The sequence below is a fragment of the Prosthecobacter sp. genome (assembly GCF_044236155.1).
GTDB lineage: Bacteria > Verrucomicrobiota > Verrucomicrobiia > Verrucomicrobiales > Verrucomicrobiaceae > Prosthecobacter.
In genome coordinates this window covers 15084-37500 of the sequence record NZ_JBIIHA010000013.1, presented here as the reverse complement: position 1 = coordinate 37500, position 22417 = coordinate 15084, and the positions used below count along the sequence as shown (strand labels likewise).

Genomic DNA, 22417 nt, shown 5'->3' with positions numbered 1-22417 from the left:
CCCGTCTCGCAACCCGACCCTCATGGCCAATCTCTCCACGCAACAACGTCAGCTCGTCGAACAATGGGCCGCCGAAGGCGCGAACCTCAATCAAATCCAGGACCGCCTGCGCAGCGAGTGCTCGATCACGCTCACCTACATGGAGACGCGTCTGCTCATCATGGAGCTGGGCGTCAAGATCCAGGACAAGCCACGTGAGACACCGCCGGAGGAAAAGCCCGCGCCAGCAGCCCCTGAGGCAGCGGCCTCAGACGAAGAAGCCGTCGCCGATGAAGTGCACGCCCCCGACACACCCGCAGGTGCCGGAGGCGCATTGAAAGTCACCGTCGATGAAATCCCGCCAGCCGGAGCGCTGATCAGCGGCAAGGCCACCTTCAGCGATGGCAATACCGTGCAGTGGTTCATGGACCAGATGGGACGCTTCGGCATGCGCGGCCCCGCGCCCGGCTACCAGCCGCCCGCCGCCGACATCCCCGCCTTCCAGCGTGAACTCGACACGCTGCTGAGCATGCGCGGCTTCTGAATTTGAAACCTTAAACTTGGAACCCGGACTCCGTGCTTCTGATCATCGACAACTACGACTCCTTCACGTACAACCTCGTCCAGTACTTCGGCGAGATGGGAGCCGTCATGGAAATCCGCCGCAACGACCAGATCACGCTTGAAGAGATCGAAAAGCTCAAGCCTGACCACATCTGCATCTCCCCCGGCCCCTGCACACCGAAGGAAGCCGGCATCAGTTGCGCTGTGATCGAGCGCTTTGGCAAGACCACACCGCTGCTCGGCGTCTGCCTCGGCCATCAGGCCATCGGGCATGTCTTCGGCGGCGATGTCGTCCGCGCAGACCGCCTCATGCACGGGAAGACCTCGATGATTCACCACACGGGCACATCGGTCTTCAAAAACATGCCGGAGCCGTTCGAAGCCACGCGCTACCACTCGCTGCTCGTCAAACGCGCCACTTTGCCCGCCTGCCTCGAAATCACCGCCACTGCCAGCGACGACGAATCCGAGATCATGGGCCTGCGGCACAAGGAACTGCCCATCCACGGCGTGCAGTTCCATCCCGAGTCCATCCTCACGCAGGATGGCAAGAAGCTGCTGAAGAACTTCCTGGAGATGTGATGACGTGGTGAAAATTCACCACGTCACTTCTTCTCAAACCGCTTCCGCAACTCGTTGAAGTAGCGCCGCACCTGCTCGCGGCGTGCGGGAGGCAGGGCGGACTCGTCGAGCGCGGCCTCCTCGGCCTGAATGGCTTCGAGAGCGGTCTGCGTGGCGGAGCGGGTGGACTGCTCGGTGCGCGCCCCGCCTTCCACACTGCGCACAGTGCTCTGGCCTTCGTTGTTCTGCCGCGCTTGCACGACGCTTTGACTGCCGCTCTCCTGTTTCTGCGTGGGCGTGTTGTTGAGATCGGCTTTGCCAACGCCGGGCGGCTGACCTGAACCGGGAACCGCGATGACGGGTCCGCTGGCATCATCAGGGCTGCCATCACCAGGCATGATGATCGTGGGGGCCTTGTCATCCGGCTTTCCACCTGGAACAGGAGCCATGAGCATGGGCTGGCCGTTGGAAGGCTGGCCTTGTTGCCCTTGCGGACCTTGCTGGCCCTGCTGGCCCTGCTGGCCCTGCTGGCCCTGCTGGCCCATGCTCATCATTTGCTGCTGCTGACCTTGCGCACCCTGCTGTTGCTGCATCTGGTTTTGCTGTCCGGACTGCTGGCCCATGCCCGGCGGCGTGAGCTGCTGCTGCGGATTCTGCGCCTGTCCGACCTGCGGCGTGCTGCCCTGCTGCCCAGATTGCTCTCCCTGCCCGGTCTGGCCCATCTGCTGCATCGCCCCATTGGTTTCATTCTGCCCGGCGATGCTGCTGCCGGAGTCGCGCAACTGCTGCGCGAGCTGTTGCAGTTCGTTGCGCGATTGCTCGCGCAAGGCGAGATCACGCAGCTTGTCAGCGAGCTTTTGAAACTCCTCCCCCGCCCCGGCTGGCTGCCCCTGCTGCATCTGATCACCCGCCGCGAGCACGTTCTGTCCGACGGTGCGCTGGCGATCCTCCTTTTCAGACTGCTGCCGCACGTCCTTGAGCGTTTCGTTCATGCGCTCCTTCGCCTCGTTGGTGAGCTGCGGGGACTTGAGCTGGCTGGCGAGCGTTTCAGCGGCTTTCGCCGCCGCTTTGGCATTTTTCGCGGCCACGGAATCGCCGAGGTCGGCGGTGTCGGCATGCTTGCGCAGCGCTTCGACGAGTTTTTCCGAAGCCCATGCCTCCTTGGCCTTGTCGAGCTCATCGGCGAGTTTTTCCGCGTCACGCGCACGGCGCTCAAGCTCGGCCAGAACATCACGCGCATCCTTCCCCGCCGAGTTGGCGAGATCAGTGGCGGTCTGCTGCAGCTTTTGCTTCAAGTCCTCGACCTGCTTGTTTTCATCCTCATTGAGTCCGGCGAGTTTTTTCTTCTCCCAGTCGGTCTGCGCGAGTTTTTTCGCTTCCTCGGCGGCTTTGCGCGTCATTTCTTCGTCCATCACGATCACCGTCGAGGGCGGCGCGGTGACGATGCTGACGAAGCTGCCGAGGATCGCGATCAGCAGCGGCAGTGCGAGCCAGCGGTCCGGTTTCAGAGGCAAATCCTTCCGCAAAGAAGGTAGCGCGCGCGGCAAAACCTCGCGCTGCGCGTCGATGTGGGCGCGCGCGGCCTCTCCGCCCTCGGCGCGTTGCTCAAACCACCACGCGGTGGCAAATGCCTCGCGTCTTCCTGCTGCCTGATCCCACAAGGCCAACGCGCTGAACTCGCCCGGTCTGCGCCACCACGCATAAGCCAGGCTTCCGGCTAGCCAGACAAACAATCCGCCCCAGGCCGGCAAAAACACATCACGGCCACGCAACGCGGCCAGGATCACGAGCACCAGCACCAGCGAGGCGGGAATGAGCGTCATGCGCAGCAACGCCAGCCAGCGCCGCAGTGTCACCCACGCCTGAACTTTCCGCGCCACGAGGGCGAAGACGGTTTCGGCGGTCGGAGCGGCATTCATGGCTTCCATACAATCGCAAAACGTGCCGCAGGCCAAGTACTTTGGGGTCCGCCGTGTCAATCCCGCGCCTTGAGCACACCCACCATGTCCAATTTCCTCAACATGCGGCCGACCACGAGGAAGGAGGCGCAGGAGGCGGCCGCCACGACGACCACGGCCATCGTGTAGGTGTAGAGGCTGATCTGCAAAGGCAGGCGGACGGTCTCGGTGCGCACTTTTTCGATGATGAACATGGCCAGCCCGCGGCCAAACAGCAATCCAACCGGCAACGCGGCGAGGATGAGCAGGATCAGCTCTCCAAGCAGCACGCCGGCAACCTCCCGCTGGGTGAAGCCGACAACCCGCAGCGTGGCGAGGTCGCGGCTGCGCTCGGAAAGCGCGATGCGGGCGCTGTTGTAAACAACCCCGAAAGCGACAACGATGGCGAGCACGAGATAGAGCTTGCGGATGACGCCGATGCTCTGGCCGGTGGTGTCGCGGAAGGCCTGAAGCTGGTCTTTTTTCACCAGCGTGACGGCGGCGCGCGGCGTGTCCTTCACCTCGCGCATGAAGTCGGCCCAGCGTGACTGGTCCACGGTCAGGTAAGCGCCGCTGATCGTGTCTCCCTCCTGCATAAGGCGGTGCAGCGCCTCGATATCCATGAAGGCGTTCACTCCCGCGAAGTCCTCCATGAAACCGCGAATCGCGACGTTCAGCGTGGCGCGCCTGCCTTCGAGCGCCTCGACCTGCACGACATCGCCAATGCGTGCGCCGAGGATTTTGCCGAGCTGCTCGGACATGATGATCCCCTCCTCCGGCAGCGAGATGCGCCGGCGTTTCGCGTCCAAGAGACGGTTCAGATCCGCGTCACGTGGCAGGCCGGTGACCGCGAGCTTGCGCGAATGATGTCCAAAACGGATGCGCGCCTGCACAGCGCGCACCGGCTCGGCTCGCTGAACGCCGGGAATCTCCTTCAGGTTGTGCAGCGCGGTGCTTGAGCCCGGCTCGGATAGAAAAACGACGACATCCTGCCGCTGCACGTCATTCCACTGGTAGGTGAGCAGGTAGTCGATGCTGTCCGCCATCGACCCGGGCAGCACCATCAGCCCCGTGGCCAGTGCGAGACCGAAAATGGTGAACAGCGCCTGCACCGGCCGACGCTCGATGTTTCTCAAGGCCATGCGCAGCGCCGGACCGCTGCCTCGTGTGAGCCCCATTCGCTCCAGTAGCGAAGGTTTGAAGTCCGCGGGCGGTTCGGGCCTCATCGCCTCCGCCGGCGGCAGCTTCACCGCCATCCAGACGACGCTGATGACACCGAGGATCGACGCACCGGCGCTGACGACGAGGGCGATGCCCAGCGCGTTATAGTCCATGCGAAAATTCAGCTCGGGAAAGCGGAAAAACAACGTGTAGATGCCCACCAGACCGCCGCCCATCCAGCGACCGACGATGCCGCCAATCAAGGTGCCGAGCACGACAATGACAAACGCATAATTCAGGTAATGCCGCCCCACCTGCCATGAGGAATATCCGAGCGCCTTGAGCTGGGCGATCTGCTCCCTTTGCAAACGCACCAGACGTGCGAGCACCGCGTTCACCATGAAGGCCGCAACGCTGAGGAAAACCACCGGATAGGCCACGGAGAGCGCATGCACGACGCGCAGCTCGTCATCCAGGCGCTTCGCGCTGTTGTGATCCTGCCGCGTGTAGGCGCCCTGTGCGCCGTAATCCGCCAGCAGCCGGTCGATCTCCGCCAGCACCGGCCCGGCCTGCGCGCCTGGAGAAAGATCGACGCTGAGGTCATTGAAGGCTCCATCAAGATTGTAGGGCACGGCAATGGCTCGGTAGTTCATCCAGAACACACCGTAACGCTTGTTGTCCGGCAAAGTCTGACCGGGCCGCGCCTCAAACACAAACTCCGGCGAGAGACCAATCCCGCAGACGATGATTTTGTCTCGCCTCCCGTTGATCACCGCGACGAGGCTGTCGCCGATCCGCAGCTTGTTCGCTTTGGCAAAGGACTCGCTCACCACGGCATGACGGCGCTCGTCCGGCTGCGGCACGCGTCCCTGGCGAACAAACACCTGGTTTAGTGTCTGCGGCCTGTCCTCCGGCAGGGAAACGAGATGCCCGGAGGCGGGCTCGGTCATGCCTGGAAGGTCCAGCGTCGCATCCACCACCACCCGCGGCTCGATGGCGGCGACACCAGGTATTTCCGCCACACGATCCGCCAGCGCCATCGGTGCTCGTTTGAGCGAAGCAAACACATCCGCCAGCCGGTAGCGCTGATAATAAGCGTCCCGCGTGCTCTCCAACGTCAAGATGATGCTGCGCGTCATGATCATCATCGCCAGCCCGCAGGCCATGACAAGGCTCACCGCCACGATCTGCCCCTTCATGCGACCGAGGTCGCGGAAGAGCTTCAAATCGAGCGGAGTAAGCATCCGCCATCATGTCCCCAGCATGACCGGCGCGCAACCTGCGGCCCACCAGATGACATCTTGAAAGCTGGAACGCCGCGTGCGACACACCCACCGCATGAACGAGATCACTAAGCGCAAGAACTTCATCCCCGTCACCGACGAGCTGATCTCATACCTCGACCAGTTCGGACGCTGCTACTCGCTGCCGACGACCTACGACGAGCTGCGTGGCTTTAGTGAAAGCTACCCGCTTTACGACAAGGAGGGCAACGCCACGCACTGGAGCAGCGTGATGTATCCCCGCGAGTACCAGCAGGAGATTTACCCGAAGCTGACCAGCATCTACTCGCAGCTCCGCACCGGTGACTTTCATGCCGTGCCGCACCTCTATGTGGAGCGCGTCGATTACTGCGAGTTTGGAAACTCCCGTCCCTTCCGCGTCCGCGTCGTGAATCAATACAACGACAACTACGACCATTTTTACGTCAAGACCGCAGACGCCTCCCGTGTCTATGGCCTCGAACTCGAACACCTCCTCTCGCCGAACCGGATCAACTACCTCATGCATCGCGGTGGCACGCTGGTGGAAGAGCACATCGCCGGTGTTCCAGGAGATGCCTTCATCCGCGATTACCTGACCCGTCCGGACCTCAATCGGGTGCGTCTGGCCAAGGAGTTCGTGAAATTCTCCGAGCGCTGCTTCATCCGTCTTCTGGGTGACATGCGAAGCTATAATTACGTCATCGACATGACTCCGGACTTCGAGGAGGTGCAGTACCGGGTCCGCGCCATCGACTTCGACCAGCAGAGCTACGAAGGCCGCAAGAGCCTGTACCTCCCGCAATTCTTCAAAGAGAACAATCCCGTCGTCCAGCTCTGCTCCGCCTGCCTGAACTTCCCCACCATGAAGCAGTATCAGGAGGAGGAGCGCAATCTCATCTCACGCCGCTACCTCTCCGAGCACACCCGCATCATGGCGCTCCTCCGCTGCATGAAAAACAATGCCGTGGAGCCCTTTGAAAAGGTCATCCAGCTACGTTCGGAACTCGGCCAGTATCACAGCACGCACCTCTTCGACACCTGCCAGAGCATGGGTGAGATCGTGGAGCGCAACCTCGACCTCATGCTCGGCAGGCATTTGGAATGATTGCTGGTCTCGTGACAAGACCGCCAGGCATTCACCCTGCTGCATGACGCCGAAACGCGCCCGGCGTGACGCCGTGCCGCTTCCGAAAAGCCTCCGCCATGTACTGCGGATGGGTGAATCCGCAGCGCATGGCGATCGCATCCAGCGTCAGGTCAGTTTCCATGAGCAACTTTTCCACTGCGCCAAAACGCATCCGTTTGATCTCCTCGCCAGGGCTGCGACCGATGAGCGCCTTCATCCGGCGCTCCAGCACACTGCGTGAGAGCGCCACCTCCCGTGCGACTCGCGGCACGTCGATCTGCTCCGTGGCATGCTGGCGGATGAACCGGAGCGCCGCAGCAATGCGCGTATCGTCAACAGCGACGATGTCGCTCGATTGCCTCACCACGATGTCGCCAGGCTGATGGTAATGCCTTTCGCCCGGTTTCGGGATCCGTCTGCCAGCCATCCAATCATCCAATAGCCTCGCCGCATGGTGACCGACCGTCTGTCCACGCAGACGCACGCTGGAAAGCGGCGGCGAGGCCGTCTCGCAAAGCATGTTGTCATTCTCTGCACCGACCACGGCCACCTCCTCCGGCACGGCGATGCCCGCCCGACGTGCGGCATCCAGCACCCAGAAGCCCATCTGGTCGTTCACCGCGAAAACACCGGCGGGTTTGGGCAGTTCGCCGAGCCATGTGGCCAGATCGCGCTGATGCTGCTCCCAGTTTTGATGCTTCGAATGAAACACAGGACATTCAAACCCCATCCCACCGACGGTTTGCGTGAAGCGTGAGCTGCGCTCGATGAAAAAATTCTCCGAATCATCCAGCACGCAGGCAAAATGCTGGAAGCCGCGGTCACGCAGGTGCTGGGCCACCCGTGTGCCAATCACGCTGTTGTCCATGCCGACGTAGGGAAACGGATGTTTCAGCACCGTCGTCCGCAGCTCCACCACCGGCAGCTTCGTAGCCTTGAGCTGCCGCAGCAGCGTCTCATCCACGGTGCGTGAGAGGATGCCATCGCCGTGCCAGTCTTTCAGCCATCCGGGAAACTGGCTGCGCAGATCACGCGGCTCCAGATAAATCGACCACGGCCCATGCTCCGCCACGTAACGCCGGATGCCGCGCACGATGTCACGCCCATACGAGCGTGAAGTATCAACCAGCACGGCCACTTCAGGGATCCGTGCGGTTGGTGCGGCTGATTTCCGTGAAGGCACGCCGCATCAAGCCCAACGGACCCCGCCAGCGCAAGAGGCAAACATCCTTCACGAACCAAGAAAAAGCGTAACAAACACCGCGCCGCGTGGTTATCTCGTCCGTCATGAAGCCCTCCCGCCGACCATCTGTCTCTTCCCTGCTGCTCCGCACCTGCGGCTGCGTACTGGTCTCTGCCTGCCTCGCAGCCTCCACATCCCTGCCGCCGAGCGAGGTGAAAATCACGACGGATGGCGATTACAGGCGCATCCAGGCCAATGGCATCCCGGATCATGAGCCGGGACAATTTCCTAACCGTCGCAATCCCAACACGATCGCGCCACAGGCGTATGACTACAAAGTGCCGCTGCATCCGAAGCTGGCCGCGAAACCCTCGCCCTTCCGGATGCAGCCCTTTGGCATCGCCGTGAATGGAGTCGTCTTCGATCCCTTCGCTGCCGAATGGTGGCAAAACGATCCCAACAGCGGCTGGCAGTATGAACCGCAAGGTGGCGCGATCGATCTCGGCATCGACTCCAGCAACGCGCACGTGCAGCCAAACGGCGCGTATCATTACCACGGCATCCCGAATGGATTGCTCGAAAAACTCAGCAGCAACAAGCCGCAGATGACCCTGCTCGGCTGGGCAGCGGACGGTTTCCCCATCTACGGCCCCTGGGGCTACAGCGAGGCGAACAACGCCAGCAGCAGCGTGAAGAAGCTCGCCTCCAGCTACGCCGTCAAAGCAGGCGAGCGTCCTGCTGGTTCGCCCGGTGGCAAATACGACGGCTCGTTTGTCCAGGACTACGAATATGTCGAAGGTTCCGGGGACCTCGATGCCAACAACGGCCGCCAGGGCGTCACCCCCGAGTTCCCCAAAGGCACTTACTACTACGTGCTCACCAACGAATACCCGTTCATTCCACGTCAATTCGCCGGAACACCCGATGCCAGCTTTGAACGCCGCGGCCCTCCCGGCGGTGGCGGATTCGGCCCACCCGGACGCGGCCGTCGTGGCGGCCCAGGAGGCCCTCCCGGCATGCGTCCACCGCCTCGCGGTGGTCTTCCGCCTCCTCCGTTTTGATCAAAACGCCTCCACCCGCACCGCCGAGTGTTTGTAACTCGGCTGGCGGCTCAGCGGATCGAATGACGCATGCGTGAGCTGGTTCACCCGCCCGTCATGCATCGGCAAATACACCTCGCCGGGCTTCACGCAGCTCGTCACTCGGGTCAATACGGTCAATTCCGCCCGTTTCGAGATCACCCGCACCCGCTGCCCATCCCGCAGCACACCCAGCTTCGCCGCATCCTCTGGGTTCAAGTCCAGCATCAACTCCTCCGGCGCCATCTTCCGCAGCACCGCCGACTTCCCCGTCCGCGTCTCCGTGTGCCATTGCGCACTCGTGCCGCGGCCCGTCATCAAAATGAGAGGAAACTCCGCACTACGCAGCTCCGGCGGTGCCACCGGCTCATCAAAGCAAAACTTCGCCCGCTGATCCGCCGTGAAAAACTTTCCATCCTCGAATAGCCGCCGTTCCCGACTGAGCACTGAGCACTGAGCACTTTTGACCAGCGGCCACTGCACGCCCCCAAGCTTCCGAATCATCTCATAACCTTCGATGCCCGTGATCTCACACGGCTGCCCTTCCGAGCAGCGCTGCAAAACGCGAAACACGTCCTCCGGCGTCTGCCATTCGCGAAACATCTCCCCGCAGCCCCAGTAGTGGGCGATGAGCCGGAAGATGTGAAAATCCGCCAGCGCCTGCCCCGGCGCACGACGCACTTTCGGTGAGTAGCCGATGCGGCGCTCGCTGTTGATGAAGCAGCCTTCTTTTTCGCCCCATCCCGCCGCTGGCAGCACGAGATGAGCACGCTTCGCGGTCTCGGTGCTGCAATACATGTCCTGCACGACGAGGAAATCGAGCTTGTCGAGGATGCGGTTCATCTCGTTCTGGTCGATCCACGAGTGACTCGGGTTCGTCGCGACAAACCAGATGGCTTTCACCGTTCCTTCATCCGCTGCCTTGATGATCTGATCATACGCGAGGCTCGGGCGATCCGGAATGCGCTCCACCGGCATGCCCGTGGCCTTCGCGATCTTCTCCCGATGCGCCGCATTCCGAAAATCATGCCCGCCGAGCAAGTTCGTCGTGTTCGAGAACAAACGCGAACCCATCGCATTGCACTGCCCGGTGATCGAATTCGCCCCTGTGCCCGGTTTGCCGATGTTTCCGGTCATCAGCGCCAGATTGATGATCGCCTGCGCCGTGCGTGTGGCCTGATGTCCTTGATTTACGCCCATCGTCCACCAGAAGGACACCGCTTTGCCTTGGCGGATGGTTTTGGCAAAAAGTGCCAAGTGCTCAGTGCTCAGTCCGGTTCCGGCACAAACCCTCTCCGGCGTAAAATCGGCCACAAAGCTCTCGAAAGCCTCAAAGCCATTCGTGTGCGCTTCGACGAAGGCTTTATCCACTCCACCATCGCGAATGAGAAGATGCGCGAGACCATACAGCAGCGTCAAATCGCTCTTTGGCTTGATCGCGTAGTGCTGCGTGGCGGCCATCGCGGTCTCGGTGGTGCGGGGATCGACGACGATGATTTCTGGCTGACGTTGGTTCTTCAAAACGCGCTGCCACATGATCGGATGTGCGATGCAGGGATTCCCGCCGATGAAGACGAGCACATCGCTCTCCTCAAAGTCGGCGTAGGTGAAGGGCGGCGCGTCGAAGCCAAAGCTTTCTTTGTAAGCCGCCACCGCCGTGGCCATGCACTGGCGTGTGTTGCCATCGCCGTGGATCATGCCCATGCCAAACTTCGCCAGCGCCCCGAGGAAGGCCATCTCCTCGAACATGATCTGTCCCGTGCTCAAAAACGCGGCGGCTTCGGGGCCATGCTGATCGAGGATACGCCGCATCTGATCGCAGAAGTAGCGCAGCGCCGTGTCCCAATCGACTTCCTTGCCATGCAGGATGGGCATCCGTGCCCGATCCGGCGCATCGAGCACGCTCAGCGCCTCCCAGCCTTTCGGGCAGGCCGTGCCGAGGTTCACGGGATATTCGGCATCGGGCGTGAGATTGATCGCCTCGCCATCTTTGAGGTGAATCTTCAAGCCGCAGCCGGTCGAGCAAAAGCCGCACACGGCCTTCGTCGTCGCCGTGGGCACCGAAACGGCAGGCAACTGCCCCAATCCGAACCTCGCCGGGTCACGCACCAGATCCGCCGTGAGCGGCCCATTCCATTCGCGGAAGGTCATGGCTGGTAGCGTGATCATCAGTTCCCGGGCATTTTGGGCCCGCAGGCCGCGGTGAAAAAGTAGTGCCGCTCGATCAACTGGCTGCCCAGGGTGATCGCGACGGACAAGGTGAAGATCGCAGCGACATAGAACTGCGTGAAGATGACCGTGGGCAGGATGATGCCGACCATGGCGAGCATGATTTTTCGTGCCCGTAGCAGATGCGGGAGCTTTTCGGTCAGAATGCGGGCGCTCATGTGCCAGGCGCTGCTGGCATCGCGTCGCGCATTCCGAATCTCACGCATCTCAAACAGCGACACACACCAGCGCAGCACAAGCGCCGTCGGAATGGCGATTTGAGCCGCTGAATGACCCATCCAGGCCCAAACGACGCCCGAAATGGCCACGCCGAGCAAAACCATCGTTCCAAAGAATTTGCCACTCACGAGCTTCATCGACCAAAACGGCCGCCGCGTGTCCACATAGACCATGACGGACGTGTAAACGGCCAAAACGCCCGCGATCCCCGCGAGGCCAAGCGTGAGTTTCGAAGGAAAAACGACCGCCAGTGCCCCCAGCTTCGCAAACAGCCCGAAAGCAATGATTTCGCGTGAGAGCCAGCTTTTGCGCCAACCGAGAAATGCCCGCCAAGCCTTCAAAGGCTGCCCGAGGTGCAGAACACTCAACGCAATGCCCACGATGCCAACGATCAACGCCGTCAACGAGGTCAATCGGGTCGCCTCAATGCTCACAAAGCCCCTCAACACCGCCAACGCGGTGACAAAAAAGGTTCCCGCGCTCATCTGTGTGAGCACGAGCATCCACGTGAGCGGTGGATGCGCATGGTCGAGTCGCAGCAGGCCAGCATCGGCAGCTTTCGCTTCCGCGATGGCTTTGGTGGAGACATAGGTCGTGGTGGGCCGTGTGTAGCTCGAATCAAACGCTCCGGCGATGATCTGGCCGCGATCCGGCACATCACTCAGTTTCACGACCTGGATCTTGATCGCCTCGTTTGGGCAGGCCTGCACGCAAGCGGGAGCTTCACCTTCGGCGAGACGGCCCTGGCACATGTCGCACTTGCGCACGATGCCGCGCTTCAAGTTGAACTTCGGCACGTCATACGGGCATTTCAAAATGCAGTAGCTGCAGCCGATGCACTGATCATCAAGGTGCCGCACGATGCCGGTGATGGGATCTTTGTCATACGCGAGCACCGGGCAGCCATTCGAGCAGGCCGGGTCCTCGCAGTGATGGCAGGCCGTCGTGACGGTCTGGTGATATGGCTGCTGCTTCCGCAAACCCGTGATGAGCCCGACATCACGCCAGGCTTCATTGTCATCGAGCCCGTTCAGCGAGTGACAAGCCGCCACACAGGCCTTGCAGCCCGTGCAGGCATCCAGATTGACCTGAAAGGCATACTGCTCACCGGGATTCGGCTTCGAAAGCGGGATCAGGTGGGTGAAGCGGTCACGGATACTGCGGGTGTCATACTCCTCGGAGAACAGAGCGACCGGTGTGCGGAGGGTTTGCTGTTCTTTGAGCACCTTCCGCAGCAGGTCTGACGAGTCAGACTGGTCGGACAAGTCTGACAGCACCGAGATCATGCGGCCGAAAATGCCTCCTGAAGCTGGCCGACAGTTCTTTGATTGCAGAAGGCATGAAACGTCTCCTCCGGCCCGCTGCGGCCTTTGAGATAGCCTTTGAGCATGGCTTCGAGTGTTTCACCGAGACTCTCAAAAGCCACACCACTGAAGACCTGGCGACCGATCTTGCGGTTCTCGCCGAAGCCGCCGCCGACGGTGATGTGGTAGCCTTCGCCGCTTTCGGTTTTCACTTTGGTGCCGAGCAGACCGATATCGCCCATGAAGTGCTGGGCGCAGGAGTGGGCGCAGCCGGTGAAGTGGATGTTCACGGGCTTGTCGAGCTTCACGCGCTTGTCGAGATAGTCCATCATCGCGATGGCGTGGCCCTTCGTGTCGCTGGCGGCGTATTTGCAGTATTTGTTGCCCGTGCAGGCGACGAAGCCGCTCTTCAAATTCGACTGCTCGCAGGGGAAACCGAGCTTTTTGAGCGACTTCGCGAGCGTGGCGGCATACGCGGTCTTTACGTTCGGGATGATGAAGTTTTGCCAAACCGTGAGTCGCACCTCGCCGCTGCCATAGCTGTCGGCGAGATCGGCGATGCGCTCCATCTGCTTCGCCGTCATCTGTCCGACCGGCACGCTGGCACCGACATAAACGAGCCCATCCTGCTTCTGCGGATGAATGCCGACATGCGAGTGGCCTTGTTGCGAAAATTCGCGCTTCGCCTCGATGGGCGAGCCAGGAGCGAGGCGTGTGAGCTTGAATTTGAGATGCTTCTCTGCCTCCACGAGCACGCCATCGAGACCTTTGTCCTCCACGACATACTTGAAGCGGGCCTTTTTGCGATTCGTGCGGTCGCCGAAGTCGATGAAGACGCGCAGCAGGGCCACCATGACATCGTTGAGCTGCTCGGGTTTCACAAGAACGCCCCAATCGCTCGCAAAGGTCTGATGACCGGTGACACCGCCGAGGGCGATGCGGAAATACACACCGGGTTCGATGCCTTCGCTGTTCTCGGTGATTTTCACCGCGCTGGCACCGATGTCGTTCGTGTCTTCAACGGACGAGATGAGGCCGCCGCCATCGTAGGCGATGTTGAATTTGCGCGGCAGATCATAAAACTCCTTCGAGCCGATGATGAGCGTGGCGAGTTCGTTCACGAGCGGACGCACGTCGATGAGTTCAAACAGATCGTGACCCGCGCAGGGGTTCATCGTGATGTTGCGGATGTTGTCCGCGCCCGCGCCTTTGGAATGCAATCCGCAGCCTTGGATGCGGCGAAGCACCTCCGGGCAGTTTTTCGGCTCGATGAGGCGGATTTGGAAATTGTTCCGCGTGGTGATCTGGATGTAGCCGGAGGTCAGTTCGCGTGAAATGGCCGCAAGCTCGCGAAGCTGATAGCTCTTCACCACGCCGCCCGGAATGCGCAGTCGGCACATGTAGCCATCTTTGACCGGATTCAGCCAGAAGAGGCCGTTCCACTTGTAGCGAAACACGCTCTCCGGCTCCGGCTTGGCATTCCAGCGGGCATCGAGCACGAGCTGCTCGATGGCATCGAACGGATGAAGCTCGCGTTTGATGCGCTCTTCCTTCGTCAAATCATCGAGCGAAGGACCTGCGGGTGCTGCAGGCGTGGCCGCGAGATCGCCGAAGGTGACTCCACCTGCAGCAATGCCGGCGAAAAAGCCTTCGAGGTAGCGCTTCTGCTCGGCGGAAAAGTCGTCGCCTATCGCAGGGCTGGTGACTCGTGGTGCATCAATAGACATCGCGGGCATAGCGTTTCTCCTTTTTCATTTGGGCGACGTAGGACGCGGCTTCGTCAGCCGTTTTGCCGCCCTGGGTTTCAATGATGTGATGGAGGGCGTCATCAACGTCCTTGGCCATGCGTTTGGCATCGCCGCAGACGTAGAAGTGCGCGCCTTCTTGGAGCCATTGCCAGAGTTCGCTGGCGGCTTGGAGCATGCGGGTCTGCACGTAGATTTTCTCCTCCTGATCGCGGCTGAAGGCGGTGTCGAGTCGCGTCAGGTGACCGCTTTGCACCCAGGCGATGATTTGATCGTGGTAGAGGAAGTCGGTGCTGCGTTTTTGATCGCCGAAGAAGAGCCAGTTCTTGCCGGGGGCTTTGGTGGCCTCGCGCTCTTCGAGGAAGGCACGGAAGGGCGCGATGCCGGTGCCGGGGCCGACCATGATGACGGGCTTTGTGAGATCAGTGGGCAGGCGGAAATGGTTCGCGGCGTGGAAGTAGATGCCGGTGGTCTCGCCGAGTGGCAATCGATCCGCGAGGAAGGTGCTGGCGACGCCTTTGTGCGCGATGCCATCGGTGCTGTAGCGCACCGCACCGACGCAGAGATGCACTTCATCGGGGTGCGCCTTGATGCTCGAAGCGATCGAATAGAGGCGCGGCTGTAGCTTGCGCAGGTTTTCGAGGAAGGAGTCGAGTGTGAGGCGGGCCTCGGGCGTTTTCCCGAGAAGGCTGCGGACTTCGAAATCGGAGATGAGGGCCTCGCGGAGGGTTTTGGAGCCCACGGGGGCGTTTGGATCGAAACCGTGCGCCGCGATGACGGAATCAACGACCTCGGGGCAGTTTTGGACGAAGACGCCGAGTGCGTCTCCTACTTCGTAAGTCAGGCCACTGCCGGTGAGTGAGAAGGCGATGTGGCGGGTATCTTTGGAGCTGCCGGGGGAGTTTAGAGGCAGGTTTTCGAGGAGCTTGGCCGGGAATGGATTCTTTTTGGACCACGCTGTGTCGGACGAGTCTGACACGTCCGACGAGTCAGACGGTTTGGAGGCTCCGAGAATGGTGAAGGCGTTCTTCGACCACTCTTTGGCCAGCTCATCAAACTCCACATCGCAGTCCACGCGGTCCACGATGCGTTTGGCGCCGAGTTCGGCGAGGCGCTGATCGAGCTTCTTGCCGGCAAGGCAAAAAGTGTCGGCATAGTTTTTGTCGCCGAGCGCGAGGACGGAGTATTGCACGCCGTCGAATTTGGGGCTGCTGCCGTTTTGATTGATGGCATCCCAGAAGGTGGCCGCGTTGTCCGGCATGTCACCCTCGCCCCAGGTGGAGGTGATGAGGAGGACGTTCTTGTCTTGGATGAGATCGGCCGGTTGCAGCGAGTCGAGGCCCGCGGCTCGCGCCGCGAAACCTCGACCCGATGCTTCCCTGGCCAGCCGCTTGGCCAAACTTTCCGCGTTGCCGCTCTGACTGCCGAAGGCGATGAGCAGAGGTGTTTTTGCCTCGGCAGTTGCCATCGGCGCACCACCCTTTCCGCCGCGTTGCAGGACTCCGGCAAGGAATCCATTCAACCAGGCGCGTTGCTCGGCGGAGAAAGGTGCGTTGTCAGGAATGAGCGGCGTGATCTGCATGACGAGCGCGGTTTAAAAGTCGATCTGCACCTGCACGTAGCCGAAGTGCGCATCATCCGAGGCACCCGTGGCCTGAAGGTAGTCTCCGGCGATGAAGTAGCTGTAGCCAGCCATGAGGCCGACGTGCGGATGGAGCTTGTAGATGGCGGTGAGGTCGATCTCCTGGCCGCGGAAGGTGCTGCCAGCGCCGGTGGCTGCGGCATTGAGCGGGCGCACGGTGGTGACGCCGTTCACGCGATACCAGGCATCGGCATTGGTGGCATTCCAGTAGAGGTGGTAGTCGAGCATGACCTTCAGCTTCGGCGTGGGCGAGAAGCTGAGGTTGAGCTGGGGATTGTGCATGTTGATCCAGCCCGTGGTGTCCATGTAGCCGTAGAAAAGATGGTTCGTGGGATACAGGTTTTGGAAGGTGCCGATGTCGCCATCTGCCGCGTTGCTATCACCGGGGCTGAAGTTGTATTGCAGGCCGATGCGGGGCTTCCACGGATGGGAGAGCCAGTTGTAACCGACAGCCCAGTGACCGGCGAAGGCGCTCAAATCGCGACCGCTGACCTCGCCGAACTGGTAAGCCATCTCGGTGGTGTAATCCCAACCGCCGAGCTTCTTCGGATCGCCCTTCCACAGAGTGCCCACGGTGTAGAAGTCCGTGTCGCCAAGGCGGGCACCGAAGTTGCCATTGCCGTCATCGCTCTTTTTGAAGAGGTAGAAGTCAGTCGTGAGATTGAATGGAACAAACAGCGTGGAGGCATAAATGCCGCTGAAGAGATCATTCGAGGCCTCGTCGTTGTCGAGGAAGGGGCTCTGGTTCCACATGTTGTTCGTGAAAGCCACCGGCGACGACACGAAGAAGTCGAGCGAGTATTTTTCTGCGGTGTAGCGGAACTTGGCGGCATCAAAGGTCCGCGCGGAGTTCAACCACTCAAGCGGACCGACGAGGCGTTGATCGCCATAGCTGAGGAACTGGCGGCCGAGCGTGGCGCTGAGGCCCTTCTTCGGATTGCCGAGCTGCACATAGGCCTTCAGGATGTCGAAGCTGTCATCGCCTTCCGCGGCGAAAGTGCCGACATTGTTCGGACGGCTGCCGCCGAGCTCACGAATGTCCTGGCCTTGGATATAAAACTTCAGCCAAGGATTCATATCGTAGCCCAGGCCGAGGCGAAAACGCTGGAGCAGCCACGAGGCGTCCTGAGGGCCGTTCACAGCGCTGTTGAAGTCGAAATTGTTGTCACGCACTTCCATGCGCATCTTTTCCTGCACGTCGATGGTGAGGCCGCCATACTTGATGGGCGCGTAAGCCGGCGGCGGCGGCGCGAGTGTGAAGCCCGGCACGGGAGGCGGAGGCGGCGCGGCCGGTTTGGCAGCGGGTGTTTGCGCGAACGACGCGGTGGTCGTCGCGAGCAGGATGGGGAGCAGCCTTTTCATGGTAGTGCGGTGTGTGGGTGTGGTGTTTGGGTTTTCGGCTACGCGGCGGCTGTAGGGTCGAGGGAAAGGGATTCAGGGAATGCCTGCCAATGAGCCAGCCGCGTGCCAAAGCGCTCCCACGCAGCAAGCAGCGGCTTGAATCCTTTGCGTGGTTTGAATGAATTCCGTTCATGGATGGCCCCGCATGCACAGCCTCAGGGCTGTCACTCACGGCCGCCATGTCTTGATCGACAAAGCGCTTCCCTTGCCACCCCAACGATGCCTATTTTATCGACAACGTTTCTACCGCTCATGAATCCGACCACCTCAGACACCGCCCCGACCTGCAACCAAGACTGGGAGAAGCACGGCCTGTTCTTCGAGTACGGCAGCGCCGCGAATCCGCGGATGCCGAAGATTGCCATCGATGTGTTTCCGCCTGCGATGCATCAGATCGCCGAGACGAAGGTCATTGCGTTGGAGTTGTCGAAGAAGCTGGAAACGAGCTTCCCGGTCACCGGGCCTGATTTGCTGGCCAATTTCATCCACATCGCCGCTGGTGACGAACTGCCCACCTCCTGCCATGCCAGCAGCCAGGTCTTCTATGTCATCCGAGGCGCTGGCTTCAGCATGATCGATGGCAAAAAGCTGAGCTGGAAGACCGGCGATCTCTTTGCGCTGCCTGCCACGGGCGAGATCCGTCATCATGCGAGCGAGGACAGCGCCTTCTATTGGGTGAACGACCAGCCGTTGATGGACTTCCTCGGTGCCAAGCCCACGACACCGAGATTTCGCCCGCTCTATTTCTCTCGTGAACTGCTCACGAGCGAGCTGGAAAAGGTGCGCAAGGAAAACGAAGGCAAGGACAAGAACCGCAACGGCATCCTCCTCGCGAATCCCGACTGCCCGCAGACCAAGACGCTCACGCACTCGATGTGGTCGCTCTACAATCTGCTGCCCGCGAAGAGCAAACAAAAGGCCCACCGGCACAACTCCATCGCTCTCGATTTCGCCGTAAAGGCCACGGAAGGCGTCTATACCATGATCGGTCGCGATCTCGACAGCGATGGTAATATCATCAACCCCGTCCGTGCCAATTGGGTGGCCGGAGGAGCCTTTGTGACGCCCCCCGGCTGGTGGCACTCCCATCACAACGAAAGCGACGAGGACGCCATCGTCCTGCCCGTGCAAGACGCCGGCCTGCACACCTACCTGCAGACCCTCGACATCCAGTTTGCGCACGGGTATTGAGCCGGGCTTTCAGATTCAAGGATGACGGATGGGCTTTTTGCCGCTCTCGTCGGCAGCTTGATGAAGTCACTCACGCTGCCCATCGACACCGCACGCCGCTTCATGCGGCAGGCCACCGGCCTCGACACTGCTTTTGCTGATGTCGATACGGCGCTTGGTCATTTGGGCTTTGTGCAGATCGATCCCATCAACGTCTGCGGCCGCATGCACGACCACATTTTGCGTCATCGCGTGCAGGGCTATGGCGAAGGCGATCTCATGCGCCATCTGCATCGCGAAGGGCCTCGCAGCGCCTTCGAGCATCATTTGCCTGACTCGAGCAACCTCGCCGCCCTGCCGCTGGATGCCTGGCCGCACCTGCAACGTGCCATGAAGGCCCGCGCCGCCAGAGAGAGCACTTGGTCAGGTAAATTGACTCCTGCGGAGAAAAAACTCGCCGCGCGCATCCTCTCCCGCATGGCGGATGAAGGGCCGCTCAGCTCCCAGGACATCGAAAGTGCCCGCAAAGCCAAAACGCATGCCTGGGACAGCACCACGCTCGCGAAGAGCACGCTGCACAAGCTCTTCTTCCATGGTCGCGTGCTCATCGCGCGTCGCGATGGCATTCGCCGCTACTACGATCTGCCTGAGAAAGTGCTGCCCACAGGCACTTTGAATGCCCCAATGCCATCAAAGGACGAAACCGCCCGCAGGCTCGCGGAACTCAAACTGCGCCAGCGACGACTCGCCATCCTCAAAAGCAGCGAAGTGCGTGCTTTGGGCGATGAAATCATCTCTGTGAGCATTCAGGAGCTGCCAAAGCTCAAACTGCATGTTTTGCGTCGTGACCTCCCGCAGCTCGAAAAAGCTCAAAACAGCCCGCCGAGCACTTCCGAGCCTCTTTTGATCGCTCCGCTCGATCCCATCATCTACGACCGCCGTGTGACCGAGCAGTTGTGGGCCTTCGACTACCGCTGGGAAGTCTATGTGCCGCCTCAGAAGCGCCAACGCGGCTACTACGCCCTCCCGCTCCTGCATGGCACCCACTTCACCGGCCACGCCGACCTCAAAGCCGATCGCGAGTCAGGAAAACTGCACATCGTTTCCAGCGAGGGGCGGAGTGCGAAGAAGGCGGCCAAGCACCTTGCCACATTTTTGGGACTACGTTCGGCTAGAACATGCTAAGCCACGAAACCATCACGCCGCGGCCGCATGCAGGGCCATTTCGGCGGCCATGTCGGGTGAGGGCCTGAATTCAGGCTCTTTGCTGGGGCGAATGTGCGATTTGTCGTTGAGGAAGGTGATGAGGTGTTCGCGGAGTTCGTAGTAGCGCGGGTCCTCCATGATCTCTTTGCGGCTGCGGGGGCGCTCGAAGGGGATCTTCAAAATATCGCCGACTTCGGCTTCGGGGCCGTCGGTCATCATGACGACGCGGTCGGAGAGGAAGATGGCTTCATCGACATCGTGCGTGACCATGAGGGTGGTGATGCGATTGCGGCGCCAGAGGTCGAGGAGCACTTCTTGAAGCTCGTAGCGCGTGAGGGAGTCGAGCATGCCAAAGGGCTCGTCGAGCAGCAGCATTTTCGGCTGCAAAGCGAAGGCGCGGGCGATGCCGACGCGCTGGCGCATGCCTTGGGAGAGTTCGCCGGGGTGTTTGTGCATGGCATCGCCTAGGCCGACGATGCTGAGGTAATACTCGGCCATCTGGCGTCGCTCGGCCTTGCTGGCGGTGAAATAGACCTGGTTCACGCCGAGCATGACGTTTTCAAAGGCGCTCATCCACGGCAGTAGGCAAGGTGATTGGAAGACGATGCCGCGATCCGGGCCCGGACCGACGGCTTCTTTGCCGGCGAGGATCATGTTGCCCTTCGAGAGATCGCTCAAACCGGCGACCATCATGAGTACGGTGCTTTTGCCGCAACCGCTGTGGCCGATGAGCGTGGCGAACTCGCCCTCCTTGAGCTTGAGATTGAAGTTTTTGACGATGGTGGCCGGACCTTTGGGCGTGTCGTAGGTCTTCCAAAGACGGTCCAGTTCGAGCATGGGGAGCTTGTGCGTGCTCATGCGGCCACCTCCACTTCTTCGCGTTTTTCGGCGGTGCGGCGTTTCGGGCCGCTGCGATTGAGGAATTGCAGGCTATTCACGGTGGTGAGGTCTTCAGGCAGAATGTCCGGCAGCGTGAGTTTGAGGCTGGTCTTCGATTTGGTGCGGCCTTTGGCATCGAGCAGCGTGGTGATGAGCTGCGTGCGCAGTTTCTTAAACTTGGGATCGTGATTGATCGTGCGGCGGTCGCGGGGTCGCTCGAGGTCGATGATCATCGGCTCGCCAAGCGTGGCGGGAGCGGTGGGAAGCAGCGGAATGACTTTATCGGCGACCAAAATGGCCTCATCGGGGTCGTTCGTGATCCAGATGACGGTGGTTTTGTTGTTCATCCAGATGTCGCTGATCTCGTCCTGGAGCTGCGCTCGTGTGAGGGCATCGAGAGCGCTCAAAGGCTCGTCCATGAGAAGCACCTTCGGGTTCATGGCGAGTGTGCGAGCGACGGAAACACGCTGACGCATGCCCCCTGAGAGTTCCTTGGGCAGCTTGTGTGCCGCTGGCGTGAGCTTCACCATGGCGATGTATTTGGCGACGTGGGCTTTGCGCTGTTCCGACGTCCATTCTTTGAAAACCTCATCCACCGCGAGCGCGATGTTTTCCTCGACGGTGAGCCAGGGGAGCAACGAGTAGTTCTGGAAGACCAAACCGCGGTCCGGGCCAGGTTCGGTGATCTTTTTGCCTTCGATGAGCGCTTCGCCGGCATCGGGCTTCACGAGACCGGAGATCAAATTGATCAGTGTGCTCTTTCCGGAGCCCGAGTAGCCGACGATGACGACGAATTCGCCTTCTTCGACCGTCAGATTGATGTCTTTGAGAACTTCGGTCCTCGAACCGTTGTGCCCGAAGCCTTTGGAGGCGTTGTTGATTTGAATGAGAGACATGGCGGCGGCTTGTTTCTCGGTTAGATGGATTTGAAACGGCTCTCCACGAGGCTCATCAGCCTATCCAGGGCCCAGCCGACGACGCCGATGGTGAGGATGCTGAGGATGATGCTGGTGTAGAGGCCGTTGTTGTATTCGTTCCAGAGGAAGTTGCCGATGCCGATGCGGCCGGTGAGCATTTCGACGGCGACGATGACGAGCCAGGCGATGCCGAGGCTGAGGCGTTAGCCGGTGAACATGTAGGGCAGTGTGGCAGGGACGAGCACCTTCCAAAGCGTCTTCCACTTCGAGAGCTTGAGCACTTTGGCGACATTCAGGTAGTCTTGCGGCACGGCGCGGACGCCGACGGCGGTATTCAGCACGGTGGGCCACATGGCGCAGATGGCGATGGTGAAAAGAGCGCCCATCTCGTTCGCATTTTTTCCGGCTCCCATGAAGAGAACGACACCGAGAGGCATCCAAGCGAGGGGTGAGACAGGTCGCAGGATTTGGATGATGGGATCAAACATCCGCGTGAAGGTTTTGGAGAGGCCGAGCATGAAACCGATGGGCGTGCCGACGAGCAGGGCGAAGAAGTAGCCCTTCGCGACGACGATGAGCGAATACCAGGTGAAACGGAGAATGCCCTGATCGAGCTCCTCACGCTTGGCGAATGGCTCGACGATGTATTTCTTGGTCTTGTCCCAGGTTTCGAGCGGTCCGGGCAGGTCTTTGATGAGGCCCACTTTCACCTTCTTGGTAAAGCCGGAGGGCGTCTTTTCCTCACGAACGCCACCGGAGATGGCACCCCAGATGAGAAGGACAGCGAAGATGCCCATGACGGGCATGAACCAGTGGAGGAGTTGTTGTCGGGTGAGTTTCATGCGGGGGG

Annotated in this window: 18 protein-coding genes; 6 read left to right on the top strand and 12 right to left on the bottom strand. The window is 60.7% G+C overall.

Going from position 1 to position 22417, the window contains the following annotated elements:
• Nucleotides 1-22: 22 nt before the first annotated feature.
• Complete coding sequence (locus ACILSE_RS12760; protein WP_395717783.1) at nucleotides 23-523, top strand: hypothetical protein; 501 nt, start codon at nucleotides 23-25, stop codon at nucleotides 521-523.
• Nucleotides 524-555: 32 nt separating this feature from the next.
• Nucleotides 556-1125, top strand: a complete 570-nt coding sequence (locus ACILSE_RS12755; RefSeq protein ID WP_395717782.1) for an anthranilate synthase component II — start codon at nucleotides 556-558, stop codon at nucleotides 1123-1125.
• A 23-nt stretch (nucleotides 1126-1148) separates the two neighbouring features.
• Here ACILSE_RS12755 and ACILSE_RS12750 read toward each other — a convergent pair whose 3' ends face one another.
• Nucleotides 1149-3023 carry a hypothetical protein gene (locus ACILSE_RS12750; RefSeq protein WP_395717781.1) on the bottom strand — a complete coding sequence of 625 codons (1875 nt, stop codon included), beginning with the start codon at nucleotides 3021-3023 and terminating at the stop codon, nucleotides 1149-1151.
• Nucleotides 3024-3079: 56 nt separating this feature from the next.
• Nucleotides 3080-5446: an ABC transporter permease gene (locus ACILSE_RS12745; RefSeq protein ID WP_395717780.1), complete on the bottom strand. Its 2367-nt coding sequence runs from the start codon at nucleotides 5444-5446 to the stop codon at nucleotides 3080-3082.
• A 94-nt stretch (nucleotides 5447-5540) separates the two neighbouring features.
• Between ACILSE_RS12745 and ACILSE_RS12740 the strand changes: the two genes are divergently transcribed.
• Complete coding sequence (locus ACILSE_RS12740) at nucleotides 5541-6572, top strand: hypothetical protein (protein WP_395717779.1); 1032 nt, start codon at nucleotides 5541-5543, stop codon at nucleotides 6570-6572.
• Nucleotides 6573-6603: 31 nt separating this feature from the next.
• Here the strand turns inward: ACILSE_RS12740 and ACILSE_RS12735 are convergent, their stop codons facing one another.
• Entirely contained in the window at nucleotides 6604-7725 is a 1122-nt protein-coding gene (locus ACILSE_RS12735; RefSeq protein ID WP_395717778.1) for a substrate-binding domain-containing protein, read from the bottom strand.
• 155 nt (nucleotides 7726-7880) lie between these two features.
• On the opposite strand from ACILSE_RS12735, the gene ACILSE_RS12730 reads away from it, so the two are divergent.
• The gene (locus tag ACILSE_RS12730; RefSeq protein ID WP_395717777.1) at nucleotides 7881-8837 is read left to right on the top strand and encodes a YHYH protein; all 957 of its coding nucleotides are present in this window, start codon (nucleotides 7881-7883) and stop codon (nucleotides 8835-8837) included.
• Here ACILSE_RS12730 and ACILSE_RS12725 read toward each other — a convergent pair whose 3' ends face one another.
• Genes ACILSE_RS12725 through ACILSE_RS12705 form a run of 5 tightly spaced genes read right to left on the bottom strand, consistent with a single transcriptional unit; the run spans nucleotide 8838 to nucleotide 17356 of the window.
• Nucleotides 8838-11006 carry a molybdopterin oxidoreductase family protein gene (locus tag ACILSE_RS12725; protein ID WP_395717776.1) on the bottom strand — a complete coding sequence of 723 codons (2169 nt, stop codon included), beginning with the start codon at nucleotides 11004-11006 and terminating at the stop codon, nucleotides 8838-8840. It abuts the gene before it with no gap.
• 17 nt (nucleotides 11007-11023) lie between these two features.
• The gene (locus ACILSE_RS12720; RefSeq protein WP_395717775.1) at nucleotides 11024-12589 is read right to left on the bottom strand and encodes a DmsC/YnfH family molybdoenzyme membrane anchor subunit; all 1566 of its coding nucleotides are present in this window, start codon (nucleotides 12587-12589) and stop codon (nucleotides 11024-11026) included.
• Entirely contained in the window at nucleotides 12586-14343 is a 1758-nt protein-coding gene (locus ACILSE_RS12715) for a NirA family protein (protein ID WP_395717774.1), read from the bottom strand. The genes ACILSE_RS12720 and ACILSE_RS12715 overlap by 4 nt, the downstream gene beginning before the upstream one ends.
• Nucleotides 14324-15934, bottom strand: a complete 1611-nt coding sequence (locus ACILSE_RS12710; RefSeq protein WP_395717773.1) for a sulfite reductase flavoprotein subunit alpha — start codon at nucleotides 15932-15934, stop codon at nucleotides 14324-14326. The genes ACILSE_RS12715 and ACILSE_RS12710 overlap by 20 nt, the downstream gene beginning before the upstream one ends.
• A gap of 12 nt (nucleotides 15935-15946) precedes the next feature.
• On the bottom strand, nucleotides 15947-17356 hold the full coding sequence (locus ACILSE_RS12705; RefSeq protein ID WP_395717772.1) for an alginate export family protein: 1410 nt from the start codon (nucleotides 17354-17356) through the stop codon (nucleotides 15947-15949).
• A 291-nt stretch (nucleotides 17357-17647) separates the two neighbouring features.
• Here ACILSE_RS12705 and ACILSE_RS12700 point away from each other — a divergent pair, with 291 nt between their 5' ends.
• Both ACILSE_RS12700 and ACILSE_RS12695 read left to right on the top strand, forming a co-directional pair.
• Complete coding sequence (locus ACILSE_RS12700; RefSeq protein ID WP_395717771.1) at nucleotides 17648-18586, top strand: cupin domain-containing protein; 939 nt, start codon at nucleotides 17648-17650, stop codon at nucleotides 18584-18586.
• Nucleotides 18587-18607: 21 nt separating this feature from the next.
• Nucleotides 18608-19750, top strand: a complete 1143-nt coding sequence (locus ACILSE_RS12695; protein WP_395717770.1) for a DNA glycosylase AlkZ-like family protein — start codon at nucleotides 18608-18610, stop codon at nucleotides 19748-19750.
• Between the two features lie 12 nt (nucleotides 19751-19762).
• Here ACILSE_RS12695 and ACILSE_RS12690 read toward each other — a convergent pair whose 3' ends face one another.
• The 4 genes from ACILSE_RS12690 to ACILSE_RS12675 are packed head-to-tail and all read right to left on the bottom strand — an operon-like array spanning nucleotide 19763 to nucleotide 22409.
• Entirely contained in the window at nucleotides 19763-20629 is an 867-nt protein-coding gene (locus tag ACILSE_RS12690) for an ABC transporter ATP-binding protein (protein ID WP_395717769.1), read from the bottom strand.
• Nucleotides 20626-21546, bottom strand: a complete 921-nt coding sequence (locus ACILSE_RS12685; RefSeq protein ID WP_395717768.1) for an ABC transporter ATP-binding protein — start codon at nucleotides 21544-21546, stop codon at nucleotides 20626-20628. The genes ACILSE_RS12690 and ACILSE_RS12685 overlap by 4 nt, the downstream gene beginning before the upstream one ends.
• A 20-nt stretch (nucleotides 21547-21566) precedes the next feature.
• Nucleotides 21567-21725: a hypothetical protein gene (locus tag ACILSE_RS12680; protein ID WP_395717767.1), complete on the bottom strand. Its 159-nt coding sequence runs from the start codon at nucleotides 21723-21725 to the stop codon at nucleotides 21567-21569.
• A gap of 45 nt (nucleotides 21726-21770) precedes the next feature.
• The gene (locus ACILSE_RS12675; protein ID WP_395717766.1) at nucleotides 21771-22409 is read right to left on the bottom strand and encodes an ABC transporter permease; all 639 of its coding nucleotides are present in this window, start codon (nucleotides 22407-22409) and stop codon (nucleotides 21771-21773) included.
• Nucleotides 22410-22417 lie beyond the last annotated feature (8 nt).

Coding starts and splice junctions, on each gene's coding strand:
- ACILSE_RS12730 (WP_395717777.1), top strand. CDS start 7,881: ATGAAGCCCTCCCGCCGACCATCTGTCTCTTCCCTGCTGCTCCGCACC.
- ACILSE_RS12680 (WP_395717767.1), bottom strand. CDS start 21,725: ATGCTCACCGGCCGCATCGGCATCGGCAACTTCCTCTGGAACGAATAC.
- ACILSE_RS12675 (WP_395717766.1), bottom strand. CDS start 22,409: ATGAAACTCACCCGACAACAACTCCTCCACTGGTTCATGCCCGTCATG.
- ACILSE_RS12720 (WP_395717775.1), bottom strand. CDS start 12,589: ATGATCTCGGTGCTGTCAGACTTGTCCGACCAGTCTGACTCGTCAGAC.
- ACILSE_RS12760 (WP_395717783.1), top strand. CDS start 23: ATGGCCAATCTCTCCACGCAACAACGTCAGCTCGTCGAACAATGGGCC.
- ACILSE_RS12740 (WP_395717779.1), top strand. CDS start 5,541: ATGAACGAGATCACTAAGCGCAAGAACTTCATCCCCGTCACCGACGAG.
- ACILSE_RS12745 (WP_395717780.1), bottom strand. CDS start 5,446: ATGCTTACTCCGCTCGATTTGAAGCTCTTCCGCGACCTCGGTCGCATG.
- ACILSE_RS12690 (WP_395717769.1), bottom strand. CDS start 20,629: ATGAGCACGCACAAGCTCCCCATGCTCGAACTGGACCGTCTTTGGAAG.
- ACILSE_RS12700 (WP_395717771.1), top strand. CDS start 17,648: ATGAATCCGACCACCTCAGACACCGCCCCGACCTGCAACCAAGACTGG.
- ACILSE_RS12685 (WP_395717768.1), bottom strand. CDS start 21,546: ATGTCTCTCATTCAAATCAACAACGCCTCCAAAGGCTTCGGGCACAAC.
- ACILSE_RS12725 (WP_395717776.1), bottom strand. CDS start 11,006: ATGACCTTCCGCGAATGGAATGGGCCGCTCACGGCGGATCTGGTGCGT.
- ACILSE_RS12705 (WP_395717772.1), bottom strand. CDS start 17,356: ATGAAAAGGCTGCTCCCCATCCTGCTCGCGACGACCACCGCGTCGTTC.
- ACILSE_RS12695 (WP_395717770.1), top strand. CDS start 18,608: ATGACGGATGGGCTTTTTGCCGCTCTCGTCGGCAGCTTGATGAAGTCA.
- ACILSE_RS12750 (WP_395717781.1), bottom strand. CDS start 3,023: ATGAATGCCGCTCCGACCGCCGAAACCGTCTTCGCCCTCGTGGCGCGG.
- ACILSE_RS12710 (WP_395717773.1), bottom strand. CDS start 15,934: ATGCAGATCACGCCGCTCATTCCTGACAACGCACCTTTCTCCGCCGAG.
- ACILSE_RS12715 (WP_395717774.1), bottom strand. CDS start 14,343: ATGCCCGCGATGTCTATTGATGCACCACGAGTCACCAGCCCTGCGATA.